This window comes from Cupriavidus sp. PET2-C1 (genome assembly GCF_054515855.1).
Genome location: NZ_CM137259.1, coordinates 3,677,615 through 3,697,394 on the forward strand (window position 1 = coordinate 3,677,615; position 19,780 = coordinate 3,697,394).

Here is a 19,780-nt window from a genome sequence, read left to right on the forward strand (position 1 = left end):
GGCCAACGCGCGTCAGAACGGCTTGACCACCACCAGGATCACCACCGCCAGCAGCACCAGCACCGGCAACTCATTGAACCAGCGATAGAAGGTGTGCGACCGCGTATTGCGCCCGCCCTCGAACTTCCTGAGCAGCACGCCGCAGCCATGGTGATAGCCGATCAGCACCACCACCAGCGCCAGCTTGGCATGCATCCAGCCCTGCCCCGGACCGCGCCCGATCCCGTAGCCGATATACAGCCACAGCCCGAACACCAGCGCCGGCACCGCCAGCATGGTCATGAAGCGGTAGAGCTTGCGCGCCATCAGCAGCAGGCGCTGCACGCTGGCCGGCTCGCGCTCCATGGCGAGGTTGACGAAGATGCGAGGCAGGTAGAACAGGCCGGCGAACCAGGAGACAACGAAAACGATGTGCAGCGCTTTAACCCAGAGCATCTGGCCTTTTTTCTGGTTGGGTTCCCATGGGAACGCATGGGAACGGTGAAATGGTGAAACGGTGGGGATGCGCAACGGGAGCTGGCACAGAACGCGTGCCGCCTCCCGCTCAGGTACGGATCTCGCCGTGGCCGAACACCACGTACTTCAGCGAGGTCAGGCCTTCCAGACCGACCGGGCCGCGCGCGTGCAGCTTGTCGTTGGAGATGCCGATCTCGGCGCCCAGGCCGTACTCGAAGCCATCGGCAAAGCGCGTCGACGCATTGATCATCACGCTGGCCGAGTCCACCTCGCGCAGGAAGCGCATGCCGGTGGTGTAGTCCTCGGTGATGATGGAATCGGTATGCGCCGAGCCGTAGGTGTTGATGTGCTCGATGGCCTCGTCCAGCCCGGCCACGGTGCGGATCGCCAGCACCGGCGCCAGGTACTCGAGCCGCCAGTCTTCTTCGGTGGCGTCGACCAGGCCGGTGAAACCGGCGGCTTCCAGCGTGGCGCGGGTGGCGGCGCACACGCGCAGCTCCACGCCCTTTTCCTGGTAGATGCGGCACAGCGGCGGCAGCGCCGCGGCGGCGACATCGCGCGCGACCAGCAGCGTTTCCATGGTGTTGCAGGGCGCGTAGCGCTGGGTCTTGGCGTTGTCGGCAACGCGCACTGCCTTGTCCAGGTCCGCGTCGACATCGATATAGACGTGGCAGATGCCGTCCAGGTGCTTGATCATGGGCACCCGCGCTTCTGCCATCAGGCGCGCGATCAGGCTCTTGCCGCCGCGCGGCACGATCACGTCGACATATTCGGTCATGGTGACGAGGCGGCCAACCGCGGCGCGGTCGGTGGTCGAGATCACCTGCACCGCTTCGGGCGGCAGGCCGGCGGCGGCCAGGCCCTCGGCCACCAGGGCGGCGAGCGCGGTATTGGAATCGATCGCCTCGGAGCCGCCGCGCAGGATGGTGGCGTTGCCCGACTTCAGGCACAGCGCGGCTGCGTCGATGGTCACGTTGGGACGCGACTCGTAGATGATGCCGATGACGCCCAGCGGCACCCGCATCTGGCCCACCTGGATGCCGGTGGGACGGAATTTCATGTTGCTGATCTCGCCGATCGGGTCTGCCAGCGCGGCGATCTGTTCCAGGCCGGCGGCCATGGTGTCGATCGCCTTGTCCGAGAGCGTCAGGCGGTCGATGAAAGCGGCGTCCTGGCCGTTGGCGCGGGCACGCTCCACATCGCCGGCGTTCACGGCCTTGAGGTGCGCGGCGTCGCGGCGGATGGCGGCGGCGATGGTCAGCAGGGCGCGGTTCTTGTCCGCGGTGGAGGCGCGCGCCATGGCGCGGGAGGCGGCGCGGGCCTGCTGGCCGACGCGGTCCATGTACTGCTTGAGATCGAGCTCGTTCATATTCCTGGCCAGGGGACCCGGCCCTCAATGCTTGGTTTTTTGTCGGCTACGGCTGGCTATGCGGGTCGCTGGCAGTGATCGCCAATGACCACGCTCAGGCTACGCGGGCTTACCGGGCGATGGACAGCGCCAGCTGCAGCAGGCCATCCCAGGGCTCCGCCGGCATGCCTTCGGCGCGCAGGCCCTTGACCTGCCGGTCCAGCTTGGCGGCCATGCCCAGCGCAGCTTCCAGCTGCGCCAGCGAGAGGCGCTGCGCGGCCTGCGGCACCAGCTTTTCGCGCGGGCCCCAGATACGCAGTTCACGCGTCAGGACACCGATCTGCTTGCCTGCCGCCAACCCTTGCCGGACCTTGGATAATACGCGAATTTCCTCGGTCAGCGCCCACAGCACCAGCACCGTGGCCTCGCCCTCCCCGCGCAGCCCTTCGAGCATGCGCACCAGGCGCGGCACGTCGCCGCTGAGCATGGCTTCGGAGAGCTTGAAGACGTCGTAGCGGGCCACGTTGAGCACCGCATCGTGCACCTGCTCGAAGGTCAGCGGACCAGCGGGGTACAGCAGCCCGAGCTTCTGGATTTCCTGGTGCGCGGCCAGCAGGTTGCCTTCGACCTTGTCGGCGATGAACTGCAGCGCGCGCCGCCCCGGTTCACCGGGCTCGACCCGCTGCTGCTGCAGCGCCAGCCGCTCGCCGACCCAGGCCGGCAGCCGGGTGCGGTCGACGGAATCGACCTTGATCGACACGCCGGCGGCGTCCAGCGCCTGGAACCAGGCCGACTTGGCCGTGGCGAAGTCCAGCCGCGGCAGCGTGATGAACATGACCACGTCCGGCGAGGGCTGGGCAGCCACCGCGCGCAGCGCCTCGCCGCCATCCTTGCCGGGCTTGCCGGAGGGAATCCGCAGCTCGACGATCTTGCGGTCGCCGAACAGCGACATCGATTGCTGCGCCTGGACCACGTGGCCCCAGTTGAAGCCGCGCTCGGAGGACAGCACCTCGCGCTCCGTGAAGCCGGCCTCGCGCGCAGCCTGGCGCAGGCGGTCGACCGCCTCGAGCACCAGCAGGTGCTCGTCGCCATGCACCACGTAGAGCGGTGCCAGGCCGCGTCCCTTGGCCTGGCGCAGGTGCGCTTCGAGTCCATCGAGCTTGAGCTGCATGCCGTGCGCTTCGTTCCTCTGTCCTTGCCGTATTGGGCTTGTCTGGCAGGCGCTTTCCGCGCCGCTCAGATGGCCTTGACCGCGCTCAGCCGGCGAATCAGCTGCTGCACGATGTCACGCTGCATGTCGCGATAGAGCTGCTGCTCTTCGTAGTCCTTGGCCAGCGTGTTGGCTTCGTTGTAGGTCAGGTCGCGCGTGAGCACCAGTTGCGACGGCGCGATCAGCTCCTGGCCGCCGGCGTCACGCAGGCGGAAGGTGAAGCGCTGCGTCAGGCGATACTCGCGCACCACGCCGGTGGTGGTGATCGACAGCACCGTCTTGGTACGCGTGTCCTGCAGCACATCGAGCAGGGCATCCGCTTCTTTCGGGTCGGTCACGATCTGCGTGTCCGACCCGTTGCGGATGGCGCGGCGCAAATCGGAGCCCATCAGCGTATTGGGCGGAATGCTCACATACAGCCGCTTGAATGCGAAGTCCGCGTTGCCGCGCATGTGAAACCCGCAGCCGCCCAGCAGGCCGGCCAGCAGCAGCGTGGCCAGGACCTTGCGGCGGCCCTGCAGCGGTCGATCCAGCTTCTGTCCATCCATTTGGGCAGCTCCCTTGTTGGCTTCTCTGGCGCTGGTTACAGCGTCGCGTTAAAGAACCACATTAACGAGGCGGCCCGGGACCACCACGATCTTCTTCGGCGCGGCGCCGTCAGCGAACTTGGCAACGATCTCGCTGGCGGCAGCCATGGCCTCGATGGCGGCGCGGTCGGCATCGGCCGGCACCTTCAGGCTGCCGCGCACCTTGCCGTTGATCTGCAGCACGAGGTCCAGCTCGCTTTGCACCAGCGCGGATTCGTCCACCTGCGGCCAGGCTGCGTCGAGCAAGTCGCCGTACTGCGTGGCGTAGCCGAGCGCTTGCCACAGCCCGTGGGTGACGTGCGGCACCACCGGGTACAGCACGCGCAGCAGGATGCCCAGGCCCTCGCGGCGCGCGGCGGGCGTGGCCTGCTTGGCGTCTTCCAGCGCGTTGAGCATCTTCATGGTGGCGGACACCACGGTGTTGTACTGGATGCGCTGATAGTCGTAGTTGGCCTGCTTGAGCACGCCGTGGATCTCGCGGCGCAGCGCTGCGTCGGCGTCGCCGGACGCCGCGGCATTGCCCGCCGCGGCAATCGCCTCGGCGTTGGCATAGCCGTAGTTCCACACCCGGCGCAGGAAGCGCGAAGCGCCCTCCACGCCCGAGCCGCTCCACTCGAGCTGCTGCTCGGGCGGCGCGGCGAACATGACGAACAGGCGCGCGGTGTCGGCGCCGTACTGGTCGATCAGGGCCTGCGGGTCAATGCCGTTGTTCTTGGACTTCGACATCTTCTCCACGCCGCCGATCACCACCGGCTGGCCATCCGCCTTGAGCACGGCGCCCAGCGGGCGGCCGCGCTCGTCGGTGCTGACGTCGACTTCGGCCGGGTTGAACCAGGTCTTCTTGCCGGCCGCGTCCTCGCGGTAGTAGGTATCGTTGAGCACCATGCCCTGCGTGAGCAGGTTGGAGAACGGCTCGTTGAACGTGACCAGGCCCATGTCGCGCATGACCTTGGTCCAGAAGCGGGCGTACAGCAGGTGAAGGATCGCGTGCTCGATGCCGCCGATGTACTGGTCCATCGGCATCCAGTAATCGTTGCGCGCATCGACCATGGTGGCCGCGTCCGGGCAGGTATAGCGCATGTAATACCAGCACGAATCGATGAAGGTATCCATGGTGTCGGTCTCGCGGCGCGCCGGCTTGCCGCACGACGGGCAGGTGCACGCGAGGAAACGCGGATCCTTGGCCAGCGGGTTGCCGGTGCCGTCCGGCACCAGGTCTTCCGGCAGCACCACCGGCAGGTCCTGCTCCGGCACCGGCACCACGCCGCAGTCGTCGCAATGGATCAGCGGGATCGGCGTGCCCCAGTAGCGCTGGCGCGAGATGCCCCAGTCGCGCAGGCGCCAGGTGATCTTCTTCTCGCCCAGGTCCTTGGCACCGAGATCGGCTGCGATGGCTTCCACCGCAGCCTTGTAGTCCAGTCCGTCGTATTTGCCGCTATGGATGCAGGTGCCGTGCTCCTTGTCGCCATACCACTCCTGCCAGGCTTCGGTGGAGAACGGCTGGCCCTTTTTCGCGTCAGCCATGTCGATCACTTGCTTGATCGGCAAGCCGTACTTGTTGGCAAAGGCAAAGTCGCGCTCGTCGTGTGCGGGCACGCCCATCACAGCGCCGTCGCCATAGCTCATCAGCACGTAGTTGCCAACCCACACCTCGACCTGCTCACCGGTAAGGGGGTGCAGCACCTTCAGGCCGGTGGGCATGCCCTTCTTTTCCATCGTCGCCATATCGGCTTCCATCACCGAGCCGTGCTTGCACTCGTTGATGAAGGCGGCCAGCTCAGGATTGGTCGCGGCGGCATGGGTGGCCAGCGGGTGCTCGGCGGCGACCGCGCAGAAAGTCACGCCCATGATGGTGTCGGCGCGCGTGGTGAACACATAGAGCTTGCCGTCGCCGATCAGCTTGCCGTCGTCACCGGCGATGGCATGCGGAAACCCGAAGCGCACGCCCACGCTCTTGCCGATCCAGTTCTGCTGCATGATCTTGACGCGCTCGGGCCAGCCCAGGCCGTCCAGATCGCCGAGCAGTTCCTCGGCGTAGTCGGTGATGCGCAGGTAGTACATCGGGATCTCGCGCTTTTCAACCAGCGCGCCCGAGCGCCAGCCGCGCCCGTCAATGACCTGCTCGTTGGCCAGCACGGTCTGGTCGACCGGATCCCAGTTCACCGTGCCAGTCTTGCGGTAGGCGATGCCCTTTTCCAGCATCTTGAGGAACAGCCACTGGTTCCAGCGGTAGTAGTCCGGGCTGCAGGTGGCGACTTCGCGCGACCAGTCGATGGCCAGGCCCATCGACTGCATCTGCCGCTTCATTTCAGCGATGTTGTTGTAGGTCCAGGCCGCCGGCGCCACGCCATTGTTGAGCGCGGCGTTTTCCGCCGGCATGCCGAACGCGTCCCAACCCATCGGCATCAGCACGTTGTGCCCGTTCATGCGCAGATGGCGCGCCATCATGTCGTTGATGGTGTAGTTGCGCACGTGGCCCATATGCAGCTTGCCCGACGGGTAAGGCAGCATCGAGCAGGCATAGAACTTCGGCTTCTCGCTGCCGTCGGCCAGCTTCGCCTCTTCCGATACGCGGTACGCATCGATGGCTTGCCAGTGTTGCTGGGCGGCTTGTTCAACGGCTGAGGGAAGGTATTTGTCTTGCATGTTCAGGACAACGGCGCGGTGCGTCGGCGTGCGAAAAGCGTGGAAAAGATAAGCGGCGGGCAAGCCTTGCGGCGCCCGCCTGCGCTGGAACGGCGAAAGTGCCGATTATAACCGTCGGCACTTGCGGCGCAGGGCGTGCCGGGGGCCTTACTTCAGGCCAAGCACGTCCTGCATGTCGAACAGCCCGGTGGGCTTGTCGGCGAGGAAGCGCGCTGCGCGTAGCGCGCCTTCGGCATATGACTGGCGGCTGGACGACTTGTGCGTGATCTCGATGCGCTCGCCGATGCCGGCGAACATCACGGTGTGGTCGCCCACGATATCGCCGCCGCGCACGGTGGCAAAGCCAATGGAATTGGGGTCGCGCGGGCCGGTGTGGCCTTCGCGGGCAAACACGCCGCAGGTCTTCAGATCGCGGCCCAGTGCCTTGGCCACCACCTCGCCCATCGCCAGCGCGGTGCCCGACGGGGCATCCACCTTATGGCGGTGGTGCGCCTCGATGACTTCGATGTCGTAGCCGGAAGACAGCAGCTTGGCGGCAACTTCCAGCAGTTTGAACGTGGCATTGACGCCCACGCTCATATTGGCGGAGAACACCACGCCAATGTGCTTGGCAGCCTCGGCGATGGCGGCACGGCCGGCGTCGTCAAACCCGGTGGTGCCGGTGACCACCTTGACGCCCAGGCGCCTGGCCGCTGCCAGGTGCACGAGCGTGCCCTCGGGCCGGGTGAAGTCGATCAGGCAGTCGGCGCCAGCGAGGGCGGTCTCGATATCCGAGGTGATCACCACGCCCGTGGCGCGGCCCAGCAGCAGCCCGGCATCCTGGCCCAGCGCCGGGGCGCCCGGCACATCCAGCGCGCCCGACAGGGTGACGCCTTCGGTGGCGAGTACGTGTTCGATCAGCATACGGCCCATGCGGCCGGAGGCACCTGCGATGGCGATATTCATGGCGTGTCAGCAGTCAAAATACAAGCCGGCCGCGTGACGCGGCCGGCATTCGGGCCTGAAGGCTCAGTTGGTCGGGCTGGCGGGGCCACCGGCCGCGCCGGACGAGGCGGCGGCAGCCGGCGCTGCCGGCGCAGGCGCTGCGGCGGGAGCCGCTTCCGGTGCTGCGGCCGGGGCTGCAGCCACTTCAGATGCCGCGGCAACGGTTTCGGCCGGTGCCTTAGGCGTCGGTGCCTTGCCCAACTGCATGGCCTTCATGCCGTCGATTTCGGCGATCAGCTCGTATTCGGACGGCAATTCGTCGCCACCGAACTTGACCAGCTTGTCGCCATCGAAGAACACGGTATAGCGGCGCTGCTGCACCACCGGCGTATTGCCGCGGCGGAACGAGAACACGTAGTCCCAGCGATTGCCGTGGAACACATCGGCCAGCAGCGGCGTGCCGAGCAGGAACTTGACCTGCTCGCGCGTCATGCCTTCACGCAACTGGGCGGCGGCTTCACGCGAGACAAAGTTGCCTTGCACGATATTGATACGGTACGGCGTGATCGCGTTGGCGACCTTGCGCGACGTATTGTCATAGGTGGAACACGCAGCCGTTAGCAGGGTAGCTGCAGCCAGCACAGTAGTAACCAGCGTCGGACGCATGGCGGACGAACGAAATGAACGCATGTATCTCGCTTCTAGAAGGGAGAGAAAAGTGCCGATTCAGGCCCTCACGGCGCGTGCCATGAGGCGGCAGCGGCGATGGATCATCGCGAGCGCAGCCTAGGGCAGGTGACCGAGCCCCGGGCAACCGCCGGGGCGACTTTTGCCGCCAAAACCCTTATGATTCAATTATCCAGACATTGTACTCTAGGGAGTCACGCCCATGCCGAGTCCGGCGGACCTCAAAAATATCGGTCTTAAAGCGACCGTACCCCGTCTGAAGATCCTCGAGATCTTCCAGACCAGCGAGCAGCGCCATCTCAGTGCGGAAGACGTTTACCGCATCCTGCTCAACGAACAGATGGATATCGGCCTTGCAACCGTCTATCGCGTGCTGACCCAGTTCGAGCAGGCTGGACTGCTGTCGCGCAACAACTTCGAATCCGGCAAAGCCATTTTCGAGCTGAATGAAGGCAAGCATCACGACCACCTGGTCTGCATCGATTGCGGCCGCGTGGAGGAATTCTACGACTCCGAGATCGAGCGTCGCCAGCAAAGCATCGCAAACGAGCGCGGCTTCGCCCTGCAAGAACACGCATTGTCGCTCTATGGCAGCTGCACCAAGCACGAGTGCCCCCACCGGCCCAAGCGCTAAGCCAGCCGCGGCTTGCCCCGCGAACATAAAAAAACCGGCGCCAGCGCCGGTTTTTTTATTTCAAGCCTGCTTCACGATTCCGAATGATCCTGCTCGGCAACGATGTGCAGGCCGCGCGCAACCGCCGGCACGCCGACGAATTCGCCCACGACCTGGCGGAACAGCCCGCGTGCCCACACCAGCATCGGGTGGGTGTTGCGGCTGCGGTGCCAGAACATGTTCAGGCCCAGCGTGGTGTTGAGTTCTGCCGGCAAGGGGAAGGCCTTGAGGCCGTAGGTCTCGCAAGCCATGTCCTTGGTCAGCGCATTGACCGTGAAGATCATGTCGGTCTGCGCGGCCAGCTCCGACTGTGCGCGCCAGGAATGCACCGTCAGCGTGGCATTGCGCTTTAGCCCGCGCTGCTGCAACGCGTAGTCCAGCGGGATCAGCGACGGTGCCGGACGGCCATTGCCGCCCGAATGCGCCATGAAGATGTGGCCGCAGTCGAGATACTGCTCGAGCGTGCAGGTGCCCTTGAGCACCGGATGGTTTTTACGCGCGCAAACCCAGAGGTTGAGCGACGTCACCATCTCTTCCACGATTTCGGGATGCCGGGTCGGGAATGGCGAGAACGCCAGGTCCAGCTCGTTGCCGCGCATGGCGGCCACATCCGACTCCCAGGAATGGGATTCGACCAGCTTGATATGCAACTCCGGCGCCAGTTGCTTGATGCGCAGGATAAAGCGGTTGAAGACCGTATCGCCCAGCTCGGCGGCAAAGCCGATGTTGAGGGTGCCGGTGGCGGTGGCGGGGTCGAAGTTATCGGCGTCGCCCTCGTTGATCGAGGACCACAGGTCCAGCATGTCGCGAATCTTCGGCCCCAGTTCCAAGGCTCGCGGCGTCGGCGTCAGGCCGTGCGGCACGCGGATGAAGAGGGGATCGTCGAAAATTTCGCGAAGGCGGCCCAGCGAATGCGAAACCGCAGGCGCGGTCATATGCATTTTCTCCGCGACATAGGTCGCGTTTCGCTTGCTGAGCAGCTCGGTAAAAATCACGAGCAGCTTGGTATCCACATTCACCATGATCTCACCCAGGTTGGATTGGGAATTGGGAATGACCGTATCGTCACTTGCATTGGCTGCACATCGGTGTTTCCAGCACTTTCACAGTGTAAGAGCAAAGCTGGGAACGGAACAGGAATTCCGCGCCAGCCCCCTGCACCGTGCCGGCCTCGTCCTTTTGCCAAGATCCTGGCAAAAGGACCCGCCCAGGCTTCCGATAGCTGGAGTTGCAAGCAGACGACAAGGCGGCATCCCAGGGAATGCCGCCTTGTTCCGTGCGCAAACCAACCTATCCCGGCAAACTTACTTGGCGACCACGCGAGCCATTTCCAGCACCTTGTTGGAATAGCCCCACTCGTTGTCGTACCAGCTCACGATCTTGACGAAGGTCGAGTCCAGCGCGATGCCGGCTTCAGCGTCGAAGATCGAGGTGCGTGCATCGCCGCGGAAATCCGTGGCAACCACCTTGTCTTCGGTGTAGCCCAGCACGCCCTTGAGCGCGCCCTGGCTCTGTGCCTTCATTTCGGCGCAGATCTCGGCGTAGGTGGCACCCTTTTCCAGCTCGACGGTCAGGTCGACCACCGACACGTCGGAGGTCGGCACGCGGAACGACATGCCGGTCAGCTTCTTGTTCAGCTCGGGAATCACCACGCCCACAGCCTTGGCAGCGCCAGTGCTCGACGGGATGATGTTTTCCAGGATGCCGCGGCCACCGCGCCAGTCCTTGTTGGACGGGCCGTCGACAGTCTTTTGCGTGGCGGTGGTAGCGTGCACGGTGGTCATCAGGCCGCGCTTGATGCCCCACTTGTCGTTCAGCACCTTGGCGACCGGCGCCAGGCAGTTGGTGGTGCAGCTGGCGTTGGAGATGATCGCCTCGCCCTTGTACGTGCCGTGGTTCACGCCGTACACGAACATCGGGGTGTCGTCCTTGGACGGTGCCGACATGATCACCTTCTTGGCGCCCGCGTCGATGTGCTTCTGCGCGCCTTCCTTGGTCAGGAAGATGCCGGTGGATTCGATCACCACGTCGGCGCCGATCTCGCCCCACTTCAGCTCGGCCGGATCCTTGACGGCGGTCAGGCGGATCTTCTTGCCATTGACGATCAGGGTGTTGCCGTCGACCGACACTTCGCCGTCAAAGCGGCCGTGCACCGAGTCGTACTTCAGCATGTAAGCCAGGTAGTCGGGTTCGAGCAGGTCGTTGATGCCGACGACTTCGATTTCCTTGAAGTTGGCGGCGGCTGCGCGGAACACCATGCGCCCGATGCGGCCGAAGCCGTTGATGCCGATCTTGATGGTCATGTTTATCTCCTGAGTAGGCTAACGATCGATGGATGCGGGAAAGCGTCTGCCGGCCCGCGCGGCCGAGTCGACCGCTGCGCGGGCCCGGGAATACCTGTTACTGACCGAGTGTGTCGCGCACGGTGCGCACGACGTTCTCGACCGTGAAGCCGAAGTGCTTGAACAATACGCCAGCGGGGGCCGATTCGCCGAAGGTGTCGATGCCCACCACGGCCTGGACCTGGTACTTCCACCAGAAATCCGTCACGCCGGCCTCGACCGCCACGCGCGGCACGCCGGCCGGCAGCACGGATGCCTTGTAGGCAGCGTCCTGCTTGTCGAATACCGTGGTTGCCGGCACCGAGACCACGCGCACGTGCACGCCGTCCGCAGCCAGTTGCTCGGCGGCGCCCACGGCCAGGCCCACTTCCGAGCCGGTGGCGATGATCACGGCATCCGGACGGCCGGTCTTGGGATTGTTGCCGGCGCGCAGCACGTAGCCGCCCCGCGCGATGTTGGCACGAGTGGCGTCGTCACGCGTCTGGAACGGCAGGTTCTGGCGGCTGAAAATCAAGCAGCTCGGGCCGTTCTCGCGGCGCACGGCCTGGGCCCAGGCCACAGCGGTTTCGGTGGTGTCGGCGGTACGCCACACGTCCATGTTGGGGATCAGGCGCAGGCTGGCAACGTGTTCGATCGACTGGTGGGTCGGGCCGTCTTCGCCCAGGCCGATGGAGTCGTGGGTGAACACGAACAGCGTGCGGATCTTCATCAGCGCCGCCATGCGCAGGGCATTGCGGCTGTAGTCGGAGAAGGTCAGGAAGGTGCCGCCGTAAGGGATGTAGCCACCATGCAGCGTGATGCCGTTCATGATGGCGCTCATGCCGAACTCGCGCACGCCGTAGTTGATGTGGTTGCCCCAGGCATCGCCGCGCACGGCCTTGCTGCCGGACCAGTTGGTCAGGTTGGAGCCGGTCAGGTCGGCCGAGCCACCCAGGAATTCCGGCAGCACCGGCGCGAGCGCCTCGATGGTGTTCTGGCTGGCCTTGCGGGTGGCGATGGTTTCTGCCTTTTCCTCGCACTTGGCCAGGAACGCGTCCACGGCGGCATCGAACGCGCCGGGCAGCTCACCGCGCATGCGGCGCTGGAATTCACCGGCTTCGTACGGGAAGCGCTCTGCATAAGCCTCGAACAGCGCGTTCCAGGCCTTTTCCAGCGAACCGCCACGGGCCTTGGCATCCCATGCCGTATAGACTTCGGCCGGCAGCTCGAACGGGGCGTGGGCCCAGCCCAGCGCTTCGCGCGTGGCCAGGATTTCAGCGCCACCAAGCGGCGCGCCGTGCACATCGTGGCCACCTTCCTTGTTGGGCGCGCCCTTGCCGATCAGGGTACGGCAGCAGATCAGGGTCGGACGGTCGCTGTGCTTGGCTTCGGCGATGGCGGCATCGACGGCGGCGGCGTCATGGCCGTCCACCGCGCGGATCACATTCCAGCCGTAGGCTTCAAAACGCTTCGGGGTGTCGTCGGCGAACCAGTGCACCACGTCACCGTCGATCGAGATGCCGTTGTCGTCCCAGAGCGCGACCAGCTTGTTCAGCTTGAGCGTGCCGGCCAGCGAGCAGGCCTCGTGGCTGATGCCTTCCATCAGGCAGCCGTCGCCCAGGAACACATAGGTGTGGTGGTTGACGATGTCGAAGCCCGGGCGGTTGAATTCCTCGCCCAGCAGGCGTTCAGCCAGCGCCATGCCGACCGCGTTGGTCAGGCCTTGGCCCAGCGGGCCGGTGGTGGTTTCCACGCCCGGGGTGATGCCATATTCCGGGTGGCCTGCCGTCTTGCTGTGCATCTGGCGGAAGTTCTTCAGCTCGCCCAAGGGCAGGTCATAGCCGGTCAGGTGCAGCAGCGCGTAAAGCAGCATCGAGCCGTGGCCGTTGGACAGCACGAAGCGGTCACGGTCAGCCCACTTGGGGTTGCTCGGGTTATGCTTCAGATGACGGCCCCACAGCGCAACCGCGATATCCGCCATGCCCATCGGCATGCCGGGGTGGCCTGAATTGGCCTGCTGGACGGCGTCCATGGCCAGGACGCGGATGGCGTTGGCCATGAGTTGGACGGGCTGCGAAGCGTGCGGACTGGCGGCGGGATGAGCGAGGTGAGACATGCGGCGGGAACCTGGCGGCGGGAAAAGCGCAATTTTACCAGATCAAAGGGGGGAGTTAGGCCACCCGGCGGCCCCGCCTGGCGGCCATCTGCAATGGACCGAATGGCTTTCCCCTGGCGTTGGCACCACCTTGGGCCAGATTCGGCTGCTCGCGGCAATGCGCTCGCCGTACCAGCAAATCGAGATTGGCGAGCATCCCCGCTTTGGCCGGATCTTCCGCCTCGATGGCCGCATCATGAGCGCGGAAGGGGACGCCTTCATCCAGCATGAACTGATGGTGCACCCCATGGCGGTGGCCCACGGCGCGGCGCGCTCCGCGCTGGTGGTGGGTGGCGGCGACGGCGGCTCGGCGCATGAATTGCTGCGCCTGCCGTTCATGCGCGAGGTGGTGGTGGCCGAACTCGACCCCGATGTCGTGACACTGGCGCGGGCCTGGCTGGACGGCATCCACCAGGGCGCCTTCGACGATCCACGCGTGCACCTCGCTATTGGTGATGCACTGGGCTTGATGGAAGCCTTTGGCCGCGCGGGGCGGCAGTTCGACCTGATCGTATTTGATTTAACCGAGGCCGACGACGGCAGCCCGGCGGCGGCGCTGTTCTCCGCCCACGGCCTGCAAACCGCACGGCGCTGCCTGGCGCCCGGCGGCGCGCTGTCCCTGCACCTTGGCCCGCCGGAACACCGGCCCGGCTCGGTCCGCGTGCTCGCCGCGCGCTTGCGGCAGTGCTTTGCGCAAGTCCATCCCATCACCACCTTTATCCCCGTCTACGGCGCGCAATGGGCCGTCGCGCTGGTCAGCGACACCCTCGATGTGCGCGGCGCCGATGCCGCGCAACTCGACGAGCGGCTGCGCGCGTGGAAGCTCGATCGCAAGCTGCGCTGCTACCACGCCGCGCTCCATCCAGCCTTGTTCGCCCTGCCCCTGCACCTGCAGGCGCTTTTCGACAGCGCCTGCGCTCCCGCGTAAGATGCTCACTCGCACCGCGGGTCTTGCCGCCCAGGCAAGCCCCGCGCGGCTTCCCGTAACCAGGAGACGATCATGACAAGACCGGCCAACACCCCCTGGCTCACCCCCTACCTGACGGTCGGCAACGGGCGCAGCGCGCTCGACTTCTACCACCGCGCCTTCGGTTTCAGCGCGGGGAACGTGGTCGACGAGAACGGTGTACCGACCCACGCCGAGATGCACTACCAGGGCGAGCTCATCGTGATGTTCGCGCCCGAAGGCGCCTGGGGCAGCACCGCGCGCTCGCCCCGCTCGCTCGGCGTCGAATGCCCGCAGACGTTCTACGTCTACTGCGATGATGTCGACGCCATGCACGCGCGTGCCGTCGCCGCCGGCGCGGTCAGCCTGATGGCGCCCGCCGACCAGTTCTGGGGCGACCGCTACTGCATGGTCGAGGATCCCGATGGCTACCGCTGGGGCTTCGGCAAGCCGGTGGACAAAGCCGCCGGCAAGAACGAGGACGGATCCGCCTGATGCCACCTCGCTTTTTCATCGATGCCGCGCTGGCTGCCGAGACCGACATGCCGCTGCCCGAAGCCGTGGTGCGCCATGTCCAGGTGCTGCGGCTCAACCCCGGCGACGACATCACCCTGTTCGACGGGCGCGGCGGCAGCCATGCGGCTACCCTGGTCGAGATCGGCAAGCGCCATGCGCTGGCGCGGATCGGCAGCCACGATCCGTTCGAGGCCGAGCCGCCGTTCCGCGTCACCCTGGCGCAGGGGCTGGCGGGCGGCGACAAGATGGACTGGCTGATCGAGAAATCCGTCGAGCTTGGCGTTGCCGCCATCCAGCCGCTGCAGGCGGCCCGCTCGGTGGTCCGGCTCTCGGGGGAACGGGCGCAGAAGCGCCATGCGCACTGGCAGGCGCTGGTCGAGGCCGCATGCGAGCAATGTGGGCGCAATCGCTTGCCGGAGGTCGCACCTGTCGCTAACTTGGAATCCTGGCTGGGCCTGCAGGCGAAGCCTGCAGCGGCCCAAGAAGGGGCACGGCTGCTGGTATCGCCGCGGGCCTCGCAGTCGCTGGTAGCGTTTGCCACCGAGCAGCGCAATGCATTGCTGGACCACGGCGTGACATTGCTGATCGGGCCCGAAGGCGGGCTGGCGCCGGACGAGGAAGCGGCGGCGCTGCGCGCCGGTTTCACCGGCGTGTCACTCGGGCCGCGCATCTTGCGTACAGAAACTGCCGGGCTTGCTTGCCTGGCCACGCTCAACGCGGTACTGGGCGGATTTTGACGGCACCCGGGCCATTCCGGCCCGGCGCCACACTCACCGGAAGGAGTCGATCATGGGACTACTCGATAGCGTGCTGGGCGGAGTGCTCGGGCAGCGCGGCAGCGGCGAAGCGGGAGCTGGCGGCCTGAACCCGAAGATGATGATGGCGCTGGGGCTGCTGGCCATGCTGGCCATGCGCCATAAGGGCGGGGACAGCAGCGGCGGCGCCGCGCAGGATCCGGCCTCGGCAGGTGCGGGGGGCCTCGGCGGCCTTGGCGGACTGCTCGGCGGGCTGATGGGTGGCGGCGCGGCCGGTGGCGCACCAGGCGGCCTCGATCTGGGCGGATTGCTCGGCGGCCTGCTGGGCGGCCAGGCCGGTGGCGCGCCCGAGCTGGGCGCGGCGGCCGCCGGCATCGGTGCCTTGCAGCAGGTCCTGGCCCAGGCCGGCCTGGGCGAACAGGTCAACTCGTGGATCGGCACCGGCGCCAACCAGCCGGTCTCGCCGTCCGCGCTGGCCAGCGCACTGGGTGGTACCGGCGCGCTGGAGAGCCTGGCCGAAAAGACGGGCCTGTCCCAGGACGATGTCGCGGCCCATCTCAGCGAAGGACTGCCAGAGCTGATCGACAAGCTGACGCCGCAAGGCCAGGTACCGCCGGCGGCGTAACCCCGCGCCCTGCCGGCAAAGCAAAAGGCCCGCTGCTAGCGGGCCTTTTTTGCTTGCTGTCTTCGCTACAGGCGGCTGGCGCTCACGCGAAAGAGTAGAACACGCGGAACTGCACCTTGCGCTCGGCCCAGAACTCCGCCGCGTCGCGGAACACATCGAGCAAGACCTCGCGCCCTTCCTTGTCGAACTTCTGGGCAATCGGCAGGCCTTCGAGCACGATCACGAAGCCGGGCTGCGGGCCCGCCTTGTAAATCAGGTCGGTCAGGCAATCGGCCAGCGCATCGAAATTCTTGCCGAAATGCTTGGGAAAGAGGAAGTTGGTGGCGATGGTTTCCAGCACTTCCGCCTTGCTCTGGCAGTGTGCGCAGTTCGCATACAGGAAATGCTGGCCCAGCTCCACCGCGGCCTGCGCGAGTTCGGGCACGCGGAACGCGCGGATCGACTGGACGATGTTTGGACGCACCGTCTTGAACAGGGTCATGGCTCCCTCTTGGCTGCCGTCAGTGCCGGCTGCGGGAACGGGTGCGAGCGGCGTTTGTTGCGAGAGCTCGTTGCGGGGCATCGTCAACACGTTGTCGTAAAGATTCCGGGCCTGGGTCTGGGCCCGCTGCCAGCCATCTCCGGCGCCGCGCTCTTCGCGGGCGGCAAGGGCGTCGCCCAGTCCGAAAATGTCAGTCATCATTTGGCTATCCGTTTGAAACTGTTGTAGTGGTCGTCCGTGTAGTAACAGTCGTTGGTGGCGCGTTGATCACCGCCACATACGATCCGTCGTGCTCCTCGATTTCGGCTGTTTGTCTTCACCGTGTATTCGCGGTAGTAATTGCGCGACCTTTGCGGCAAGGCGCGCTCGTAGTTGCCGAACCTCGAGCCATCCTTGGCGTAGGGAAACGGGCCACCCGCTTCGATCCGCTCCAACGTGGACTGTGCCTCGTTGGGCAACTGTTGTACTGCGATGGTTCCCGTGCCGTCATCGGCCGCCTGGCGTGCCAGCACCGGCTGCGCCAGCGCGCACGACAATGCCACGCCTGCCAGCACCCGGCTTGCCACTCGCGCCAGACCGGCGACTGAAATCCATTGTGATGCGCGCTGCGTCAAAGGAATCTGGGAACCCACGTTGCTTGTCTTGATTTGAGGACACCAACCAAACGATCCCGGCGCCGCTGCGCGGTTGCCGCGCCACCTAAACTGCCCATTTTGCCTGCGCCCCGGACTGCCTGCGCGTAAATCGACAGCTTCGTCGCGCGTGTAACGAGCGCGTACTTCAAAGGCATAAGGTTACGCCCATGCTAATAAATAATCAATCCCCGCCCCCGGGCAGAGTGGAAAACCTCAATTGTTTCAATATGTTAAGCAAATGTGTGTGCACACTGACGGGGTGCCGGTGGCAGTAAAAAGACAATAAAAAAGCCGGGCAAGCCCGGCTTTTCAAGACTAACAGCGGTTTAGCGCTTGGCTGCCGCGTCCACCACCACCAGCGACGTCATATTGACGATACGCCGCACCGTAGCCGAAGGCGTCAGGATGTGGACAGGCGCCTTGACGCCGAGCAGGATCGGCCCGATCGCCACATTGTTGCCCGCCGCGACCTTGAGCAGGTTGTAGGCAATGTTGGCGGCGTCGATATTCGGGCACACCAGCAAGTTGGCCTCGCCTTTGAGGGTGCCATCCGGCACCAATGTGTCGCGCAGCTTCGGGTCCAGCGCGCAATCGCCATGCATCTCGCCATCCACCTCGAGATCCGGGGCACGCTCGCGCAGGATCGCCAGGGTTTCGCGCATCTTCTGCGCCGACGGCGCTTCGGATGTGCCGAAGTTCGAATGCGACATCAGCGCCACCTTGGGGATGATGCCGAAGCGCTTGAGCTCTTCGGCGGCCATCAGGGTGATCTCGGCCAGCTGGCCAGCGGTCGGGTCGATGTTGACGTGGGTGTCGACCAGGAAGATCTGGCGGCCCGGCAGGACCAGCCCGTTCATCGCGGCGTACACCTCGTTGGTGCCACCCAGCACCTGGTCGATGTAGCGCAGGTGCGCGGCGGTGGTGCTGACCGTGCCGCAGACCATGCCGTCGGCCTCGCCCTGCTTGACCAGCATGGCGCCGATCAAGGTGGTGCGGCGGCGCATTTCCAGCTTGGCGTACTGTTGCGTGACGCCCTGGCGAGCCATCATCTTGAAGTACGCCTCGGAGTAGTCGCGGAAACGTGCGTCGTGCTCCGGGTTGACCACGGTAAAGTCGATGCCGCCGCGCAGGCGCAGGCCGAAGCGCTCGATGCGGTGGGCGATGACGGCAGGGCGGCCGACCAGGATCGGGTTGGCCAGCTTTTCGTCGACGATCACCTGCACCGCGCGCAGCACACGCTCTTCCTCGCCCTCGGCGAAGACGATGCGCTTCTTCTCCATGTCGACCTGGCGGGCAGCCGCGTAGATCGGCTTCATCAGGGTGCCGGAGTGGTACACGAACTGCTGCAGTTGCAGGCGGTACGCGTCCATGTCCTTGATCGGGCGCGCGGCCACGCCGGACTTCATGGCGGCCTCGGCCACCGCCGGCGCGATCTTGACGATCAGGCGCGGATCGAACGGCTTCGGAATCAGGTACTCAGGGCCAAAGGACAGGTCCTGGATGCCATAGGCGGTGGCGACGATGTCGCTCTGCTCCTGGCGCGCGAGTTCCGCGATGGCATGCGCCGCGGCGACTTCCATCTCACGCGTGATGGTGGTCGCGCCGCAGTCCAGCGCGCCGCGGAAGATGAAGGGGAAGCACAGGACGTTGTTGACCTGGTTCGGGTAGTCGGTACGGCCGGTGGCGATCACCGCGTCCGGGCGCACTTCCTTGACAAGCTCCGGCAGGATTTCCGGGTTGGGGTTGGCCAGGGCCAGCACCAGCGGCTTGTCGGCCATGCGCTGGACCATGTCCTGCTTGAGCACGCCGGCGGCGGACAGGCCCAGGAAAATATCGGCGCCGTCGATCACTTCAGCCAGCTTGCGCTTGTCGGTCTTTTGCGCGAAGCGGGCCTTTTCCGGATCCATCAGCTCGGCGCGGCCTTCATAGACCACGCCAGCCAGGTCGGTCACCCAGATGTTCTCGAGCTTCATGCCGAGGTCGAGCAGCAGGTCCAGGCAGGCCAGCGCCGCGGCACCCGCGCCGGAGGCCACCAGCTTGACCTTGCTGATATCTTTGCCGACCACGGTCAGGCCATTGACCACGGCCGCGCCGACCACGATGGCGGTGCCATGCTGGTCATCGTGGAAGACGGGAATCTTCATGCGCTCGCGCAGCTTGCGCTCGACGTAGAAGCACTCGGGCGCCTTGATGTCTTCCAGGTTGATGCCGCCGAAGGTGGGCTCGAGCGCGGCGATGATCTGCACCAGCTTCTCGGGGTCCTTCTCGTCGAGCTCGATGTCGAACACATCGATGCCGGCGAACTTCTTGAACAGGCCCGCCTTGCCTTCCATCACCGGCTTGGAAGCCGCCGGGCCGATATCGCCCAGGCCCAGCACCGCGGTGCCGTTGGTGATCACGCCGACCAGGTTGCCGCGCGCGGTGTAGCGGAATGCATTGAGCGGATCGGCGACGATTTCCTCGCACGCGTAGGCCACGCCCGGCGAGTACGCCAGGGCCAGGTCACGCTGGTTGGACAGCGGCTTGGTCGGCGTAACGGAAATCTTGCCCGGGGTCGGAAACTCGTGATATTCCAGGGCAGCTTTGCGCAGCGCCTCACGCTGCTGCTGCTTCAGGTCGTCTTGGGGCGTGGGCTGCTGGGGACTGGTCATCGGCGCATCTTCCGGTCGGTGGAGCCGTTAATCACGTATGGGACACGAAATGGCGGGTCGGCTCCACGTACCCGCAGTCTCTTCCTTTGGAACCTGGCATTTTATATTGTGAAATATTATTTCACAATAAGCGTTTTGCGCGAGGCACCTTTGCGTTTCGGTAC

18 protein-coding genes are annotated in these 19,780 nt (G+C 65.4%); 5 read left to right on the plus strand and 13 right to left on the minus strand.

Annotated elements, in window-relative coordinates:
* Positions 1-12 precede the first annotated feature (12 nt).
* The 7 genes from ACX12D_RS16575 to ACX12D_RS16605 form a co-directional block, all read right to left on the minus strand.
* Positions 13-435, minus strand: a complete 423-nt coding sequence (locus ACX12D_RS16575) for a CopD family protein (protein WP_459371974.1) — start codon at positions 433-435, stop codon at positions 13-15.
* 109 nt (positions 436-544) lie between these two features.
* Positions 545-1,825: a glutamate-5-semialdehyde dehydrogenase gene (locus ACX12D_RS16580; RefSeq protein ID WP_459371975.1), complete on the minus strand. Its 1,281-nt coding sequence runs from the start codon at positions 1,823-1,825 to the stop codon at positions 545-547.
* A 109-nt stretch (positions 1,826-1,934) separates the two neighbouring features.
* The gene (holA, locus tag ACX12D_RS16585) at positions 1,935-2,975 is read right to left on the minus strand and encodes a DNA polymerase III subunit delta (RefSeq protein ID WP_441633785.1); all 1,041 of its coding nucleotides are present in this window, start codon (positions 2,973-2,975) and stop codon (positions 1,935-1,937) included.
* Between the two features lie 65 nt (positions 2,976-3,040).
* Positions 3,041-3,562 (minus strand): LPS-assembly lipoprotein LptE, encoded by a 522-nt coding sequence (locus tag ACX12D_RS16590; RefSeq protein ID WP_052494686.1) that lies wholly within the window; start codon positions 3,560-3,562, stop codon positions 3,041-3,043.
* Positions 3,563-3,610: 48 nt separating this feature from the next.
* Positions 3,611-6,247 carry a leucine--tRNA ligase gene (leuS, locus tag ACX12D_RS16595; RefSeq protein WP_459371976.1) on the minus strand — a complete coding sequence of 879 codons (2,637 nt, stop codon included), beginning with the start codon at positions 6,245-6,247 and terminating at the stop codon, positions 3,611-3,613.
* 147 nt (positions 6,248-6,394) lie between these two features.
* Positions 6,395-7,192 carry a 4-hydroxy-tetrahydrodipicolinate reductase gene (dapB, locus tag ACX12D_RS16600; protein WP_459371977.1) on the minus strand — a complete coding sequence of 266 codons (798 nt, stop codon included), beginning with the start codon at positions 7,190-7,192 and terminating at the stop codon, positions 6,395-6,397.
* A gap of 63 nt (positions 7,193-7,255) precedes the next feature.
* Complete coding sequence (locus tag ACX12D_RS16605) at positions 7,256-7,861, minus strand: outer membrane protein assembly factor BamE (protein WP_459371978.1); 606 nt, start codon at positions 7,859-7,861, stop codon at positions 7,256-7,258.
* 199 nt (positions 7,862-8,060) lie between these two features.
* On the opposite strand from ACX12D_RS16605, the gene fur reads away from it, so the two are divergent.
* Positions 8,061-8,492, plus strand: coding sequence for a ferric iron uptake transcriptional regulator (gene fur / locus ACX12D_RS16610; RefSeq protein WP_441633794.1), 432 nt, complete (start codon positions 8,061-8,063; stop codon positions 8,490-8,492).
* A 71-nt stretch (positions 8,493-8,563) separates the two neighbouring features.
* Here fur and ACX12D_RS16615 read toward each other — a convergent pair whose 3' ends face one another.
* The 3 genes from ACX12D_RS16615 to tkt form a co-directional block, all read right to left on the minus strand.
* Positions 8,564-9,553, minus strand: coding sequence for a LysR family transcriptional regulator (locus ACX12D_RS16615; RefSeq protein ID WP_459371979.1), 990 nt, complete (start codon positions 9,551-9,553; stop codon positions 8,564-8,566).
* A 282-nt stretch (positions 9,554-9,835) separates the two neighbouring features.
* Positions 9,836-10,834 carry a type I glyceraldehyde-3-phosphate dehydrogenase gene (gap, locus tag ACX12D_RS16620; RefSeq protein WP_459371980.1) on the minus strand — a complete coding sequence of 333 codons (999 nt, stop codon included), beginning with the start codon at positions 10,832-10,834 and terminating at the stop codon, positions 9,836-9,838.
* A 97-nt stretch (positions 10,835-10,931) separates the two neighbouring features.
* Positions 10,932-12,968, minus strand: a complete 2,037-nt coding sequence (gene tkt / locus ACX12D_RS16625) for a transketolase (protein ID WP_441633798.1) — start codon at positions 12,966-12,968, stop codon at positions 10,932-10,934.
* Between the two features lie 130 nt (positions 12,969-13,098).
* Here tkt and ACX12D_RS16630 point away from each other — a divergent pair, with 130 nt between their 5' ends.
* The 4 genes from ACX12D_RS16630 to ACX12D_RS16645 all read left to right on the plus strand — a co-directional run bounded on the left by ACX12D_RS16630 (position 13,099) and on the right by ACX12D_RS16645 (position 15,849).
* Positions 13,099-13,935, plus strand: a complete 837-nt coding sequence (locus ACX12D_RS16630) for a spermine/spermidine synthase domain-containing protein (protein WP_441633800.1) — start codon at positions 13,099-13,101, stop codon at positions 13,933-13,935.
* Between the two features lie 72 nt (positions 13,936-14,007).
* Positions 14,008-14,448, plus strand: coding sequence for a VOC family protein (locus tag ACX12D_RS16635; protein WP_441633802.1), 441 nt, complete (start codon positions 14,008-14,010; stop codon positions 14,446-14,448).
* On the plus strand, positions 14,448-15,206 hold the full coding sequence (locus ACX12D_RS16640) for a 16S rRNA (uracil(1498)-N(3))-methyltransferase (protein WP_459371981.1): 759 nt from the start codon (positions 14,448-14,450) through the stop codon (positions 15,204-15,206). The genes ACX12D_RS16635 and ACX12D_RS16640 overlap by 1 nt, the downstream gene beginning before the upstream one ends.
* A 52-nt stretch (positions 15,207-15,258) precedes the next feature.
* A complete protein-coding gene (locus tag ACX12D_RS16645; protein ID WP_459371982.1) occupies positions 15,259-15,849 on the plus strand; it encodes a YidB family protein in 591 nt (196 codons plus the stop codon).
* A gap of 82 nt (positions 15,850-15,931) precedes the next feature.
* Here the strand turns inward: ACX12D_RS16645 and ACX12D_RS16650 are convergent, their stop codons facing one another.
* From ACX12D_RS16650 to ACX12D_RS16660, 3 genes are all read right to left on the minus strand, one after another.
* The gene (locus ACX12D_RS16650) at positions 15,932-16,531 is read right to left on the minus strand and encodes a barstar family protein (RefSeq protein WP_459371983.1); all 600 of its coding nucleotides are present in this window, start codon (positions 16,529-16,531) and stop codon (positions 15,932-15,934) included.
* Complete coding sequence (locus ACX12D_RS16655) at positions 16,528-16,884, minus strand: guanyl-specific ribonuclease (RefSeq protein WP_318230911.1); 357 nt, start codon at positions 16,882-16,884, stop codon at positions 16,528-16,530. Before ACX12D_RS16655 ends, ACX12D_RS16650 begins: the two co-directional genes overlap by 4 nt.
* A 407-nt stretch (positions 16,885-17,291) precedes the next feature.
* Entirely contained in the window at positions 17,292-19,616 is a 2,325-nt protein-coding gene (locus tag ACX12D_RS16660) for an NADP-dependent malic enzyme (protein ID WP_441633810.1), read from the minus strand.
* Positions 19,617-19,780: the final 164 nt, after the last annotated feature.

Coding starts and splice junctions, on each gene's coding strand:
- tkt (WP_441633798.1), bottom strand. CDS start 12,968: ATGTCTCACCTCGCTCATCCCGCCGCCAGTCCGCACGCTTCGCAGCCC.
- gap (WP_459371980.1), bottom strand. CDS start 10,834: ATGACCATCAAGATCGGCATCAACGGCTTCGGCCGCATCGGGCGCATG.
- fur (WP_441633794.1), top strand. CDS start 8,061: ATGCCGAGTCCGGCGGACCTCAAAAATATCGGTCTTAAAGCGACCGTA.
- leuS (WP_459371976.1), bottom strand. CDS start 6,247: ATGCAAGACAAATACCTTCCCTCAGCCGTTGAACAAGCCGCCCAGCAA.
- ACX12D_RS16660 (WP_441633810.1), bottom strand. CDS start 19,616: ATGACCAGTCCCCAGCAGCCCACGCCCCAAGACGACCTGAAGCAGCAG.
- ACX12D_RS16615 (WP_459371979.1), bottom strand. CDS start 9,553: ATGGTGAATGTGGATACCAAGCTGCTCGTGATTTTTACCGAGCTGCTC.
- ACX12D_RS16650 (WP_459371983.1), bottom strand. CDS start 16,531: ATGATGACTGACATTTTCGGACTGGGCGACGCCCTTGCCGCCCGCGAA.
- dapB (WP_459371977.1), bottom strand. CDS start 7,192: ATGAATATCGCCATCGCAGGTGCCTCCGGCCGCATGGGCCGTATGCTG.
- ACX12D_RS16645 (WP_459371982.1), top strand. CDS start 15,259: ATGGGACTACTCGATAGCGTGCTGGGCGGAGTGCTCGGGCAGCGCGGC.
- holA (WP_441633785.1), bottom strand. CDS start 2,975: ATGCAGCTCAAGCTCGATGGACTCGAAGCGCACCTGCGCCAGGCCAAG.
- ACX12D_RS16590 (WP_052494686.1), bottom strand. CDS start 3,562: ATGGATGGACAGAAGCTGGATCGACCGCTGCAGGGCCGCCGCAAGGTC.
- ACX12D_RS16575 (WP_459371974.1), bottom strand. CDS start 435: ATGCTCTGGGTTAAAGCGCTGCACATCGTTTTCGTTGTCTCCTGGTTC.
- ACX12D_RS16640 (WP_459371981.1), top strand. CDS start 14,448: ATGCCACCTCGCTTTTTCATCGATGCCGCGCTGGCTGCCGAGACCGAC.
- ACX12D_RS16605 (WP_459371978.1), bottom strand. CDS start 7,861: ATGCGTTCATTTCGTTCGTCCGCCATGCGTCCGACGCTGGTTACTACT.
- ACX12D_RS16580 (WP_459371975.1), bottom strand. CDS start 1,825: ATGAACGAGCTCGATCTCAAGCAGTACATGGACCGCGTCGGCCAGCAG.
- ACX12D_RS16635 (WP_441633802.1), top strand. CDS start 14,008: ATGACAAGACCGGCCAACACCCCCTGGCTCACCCCCTACCTGACGGTC.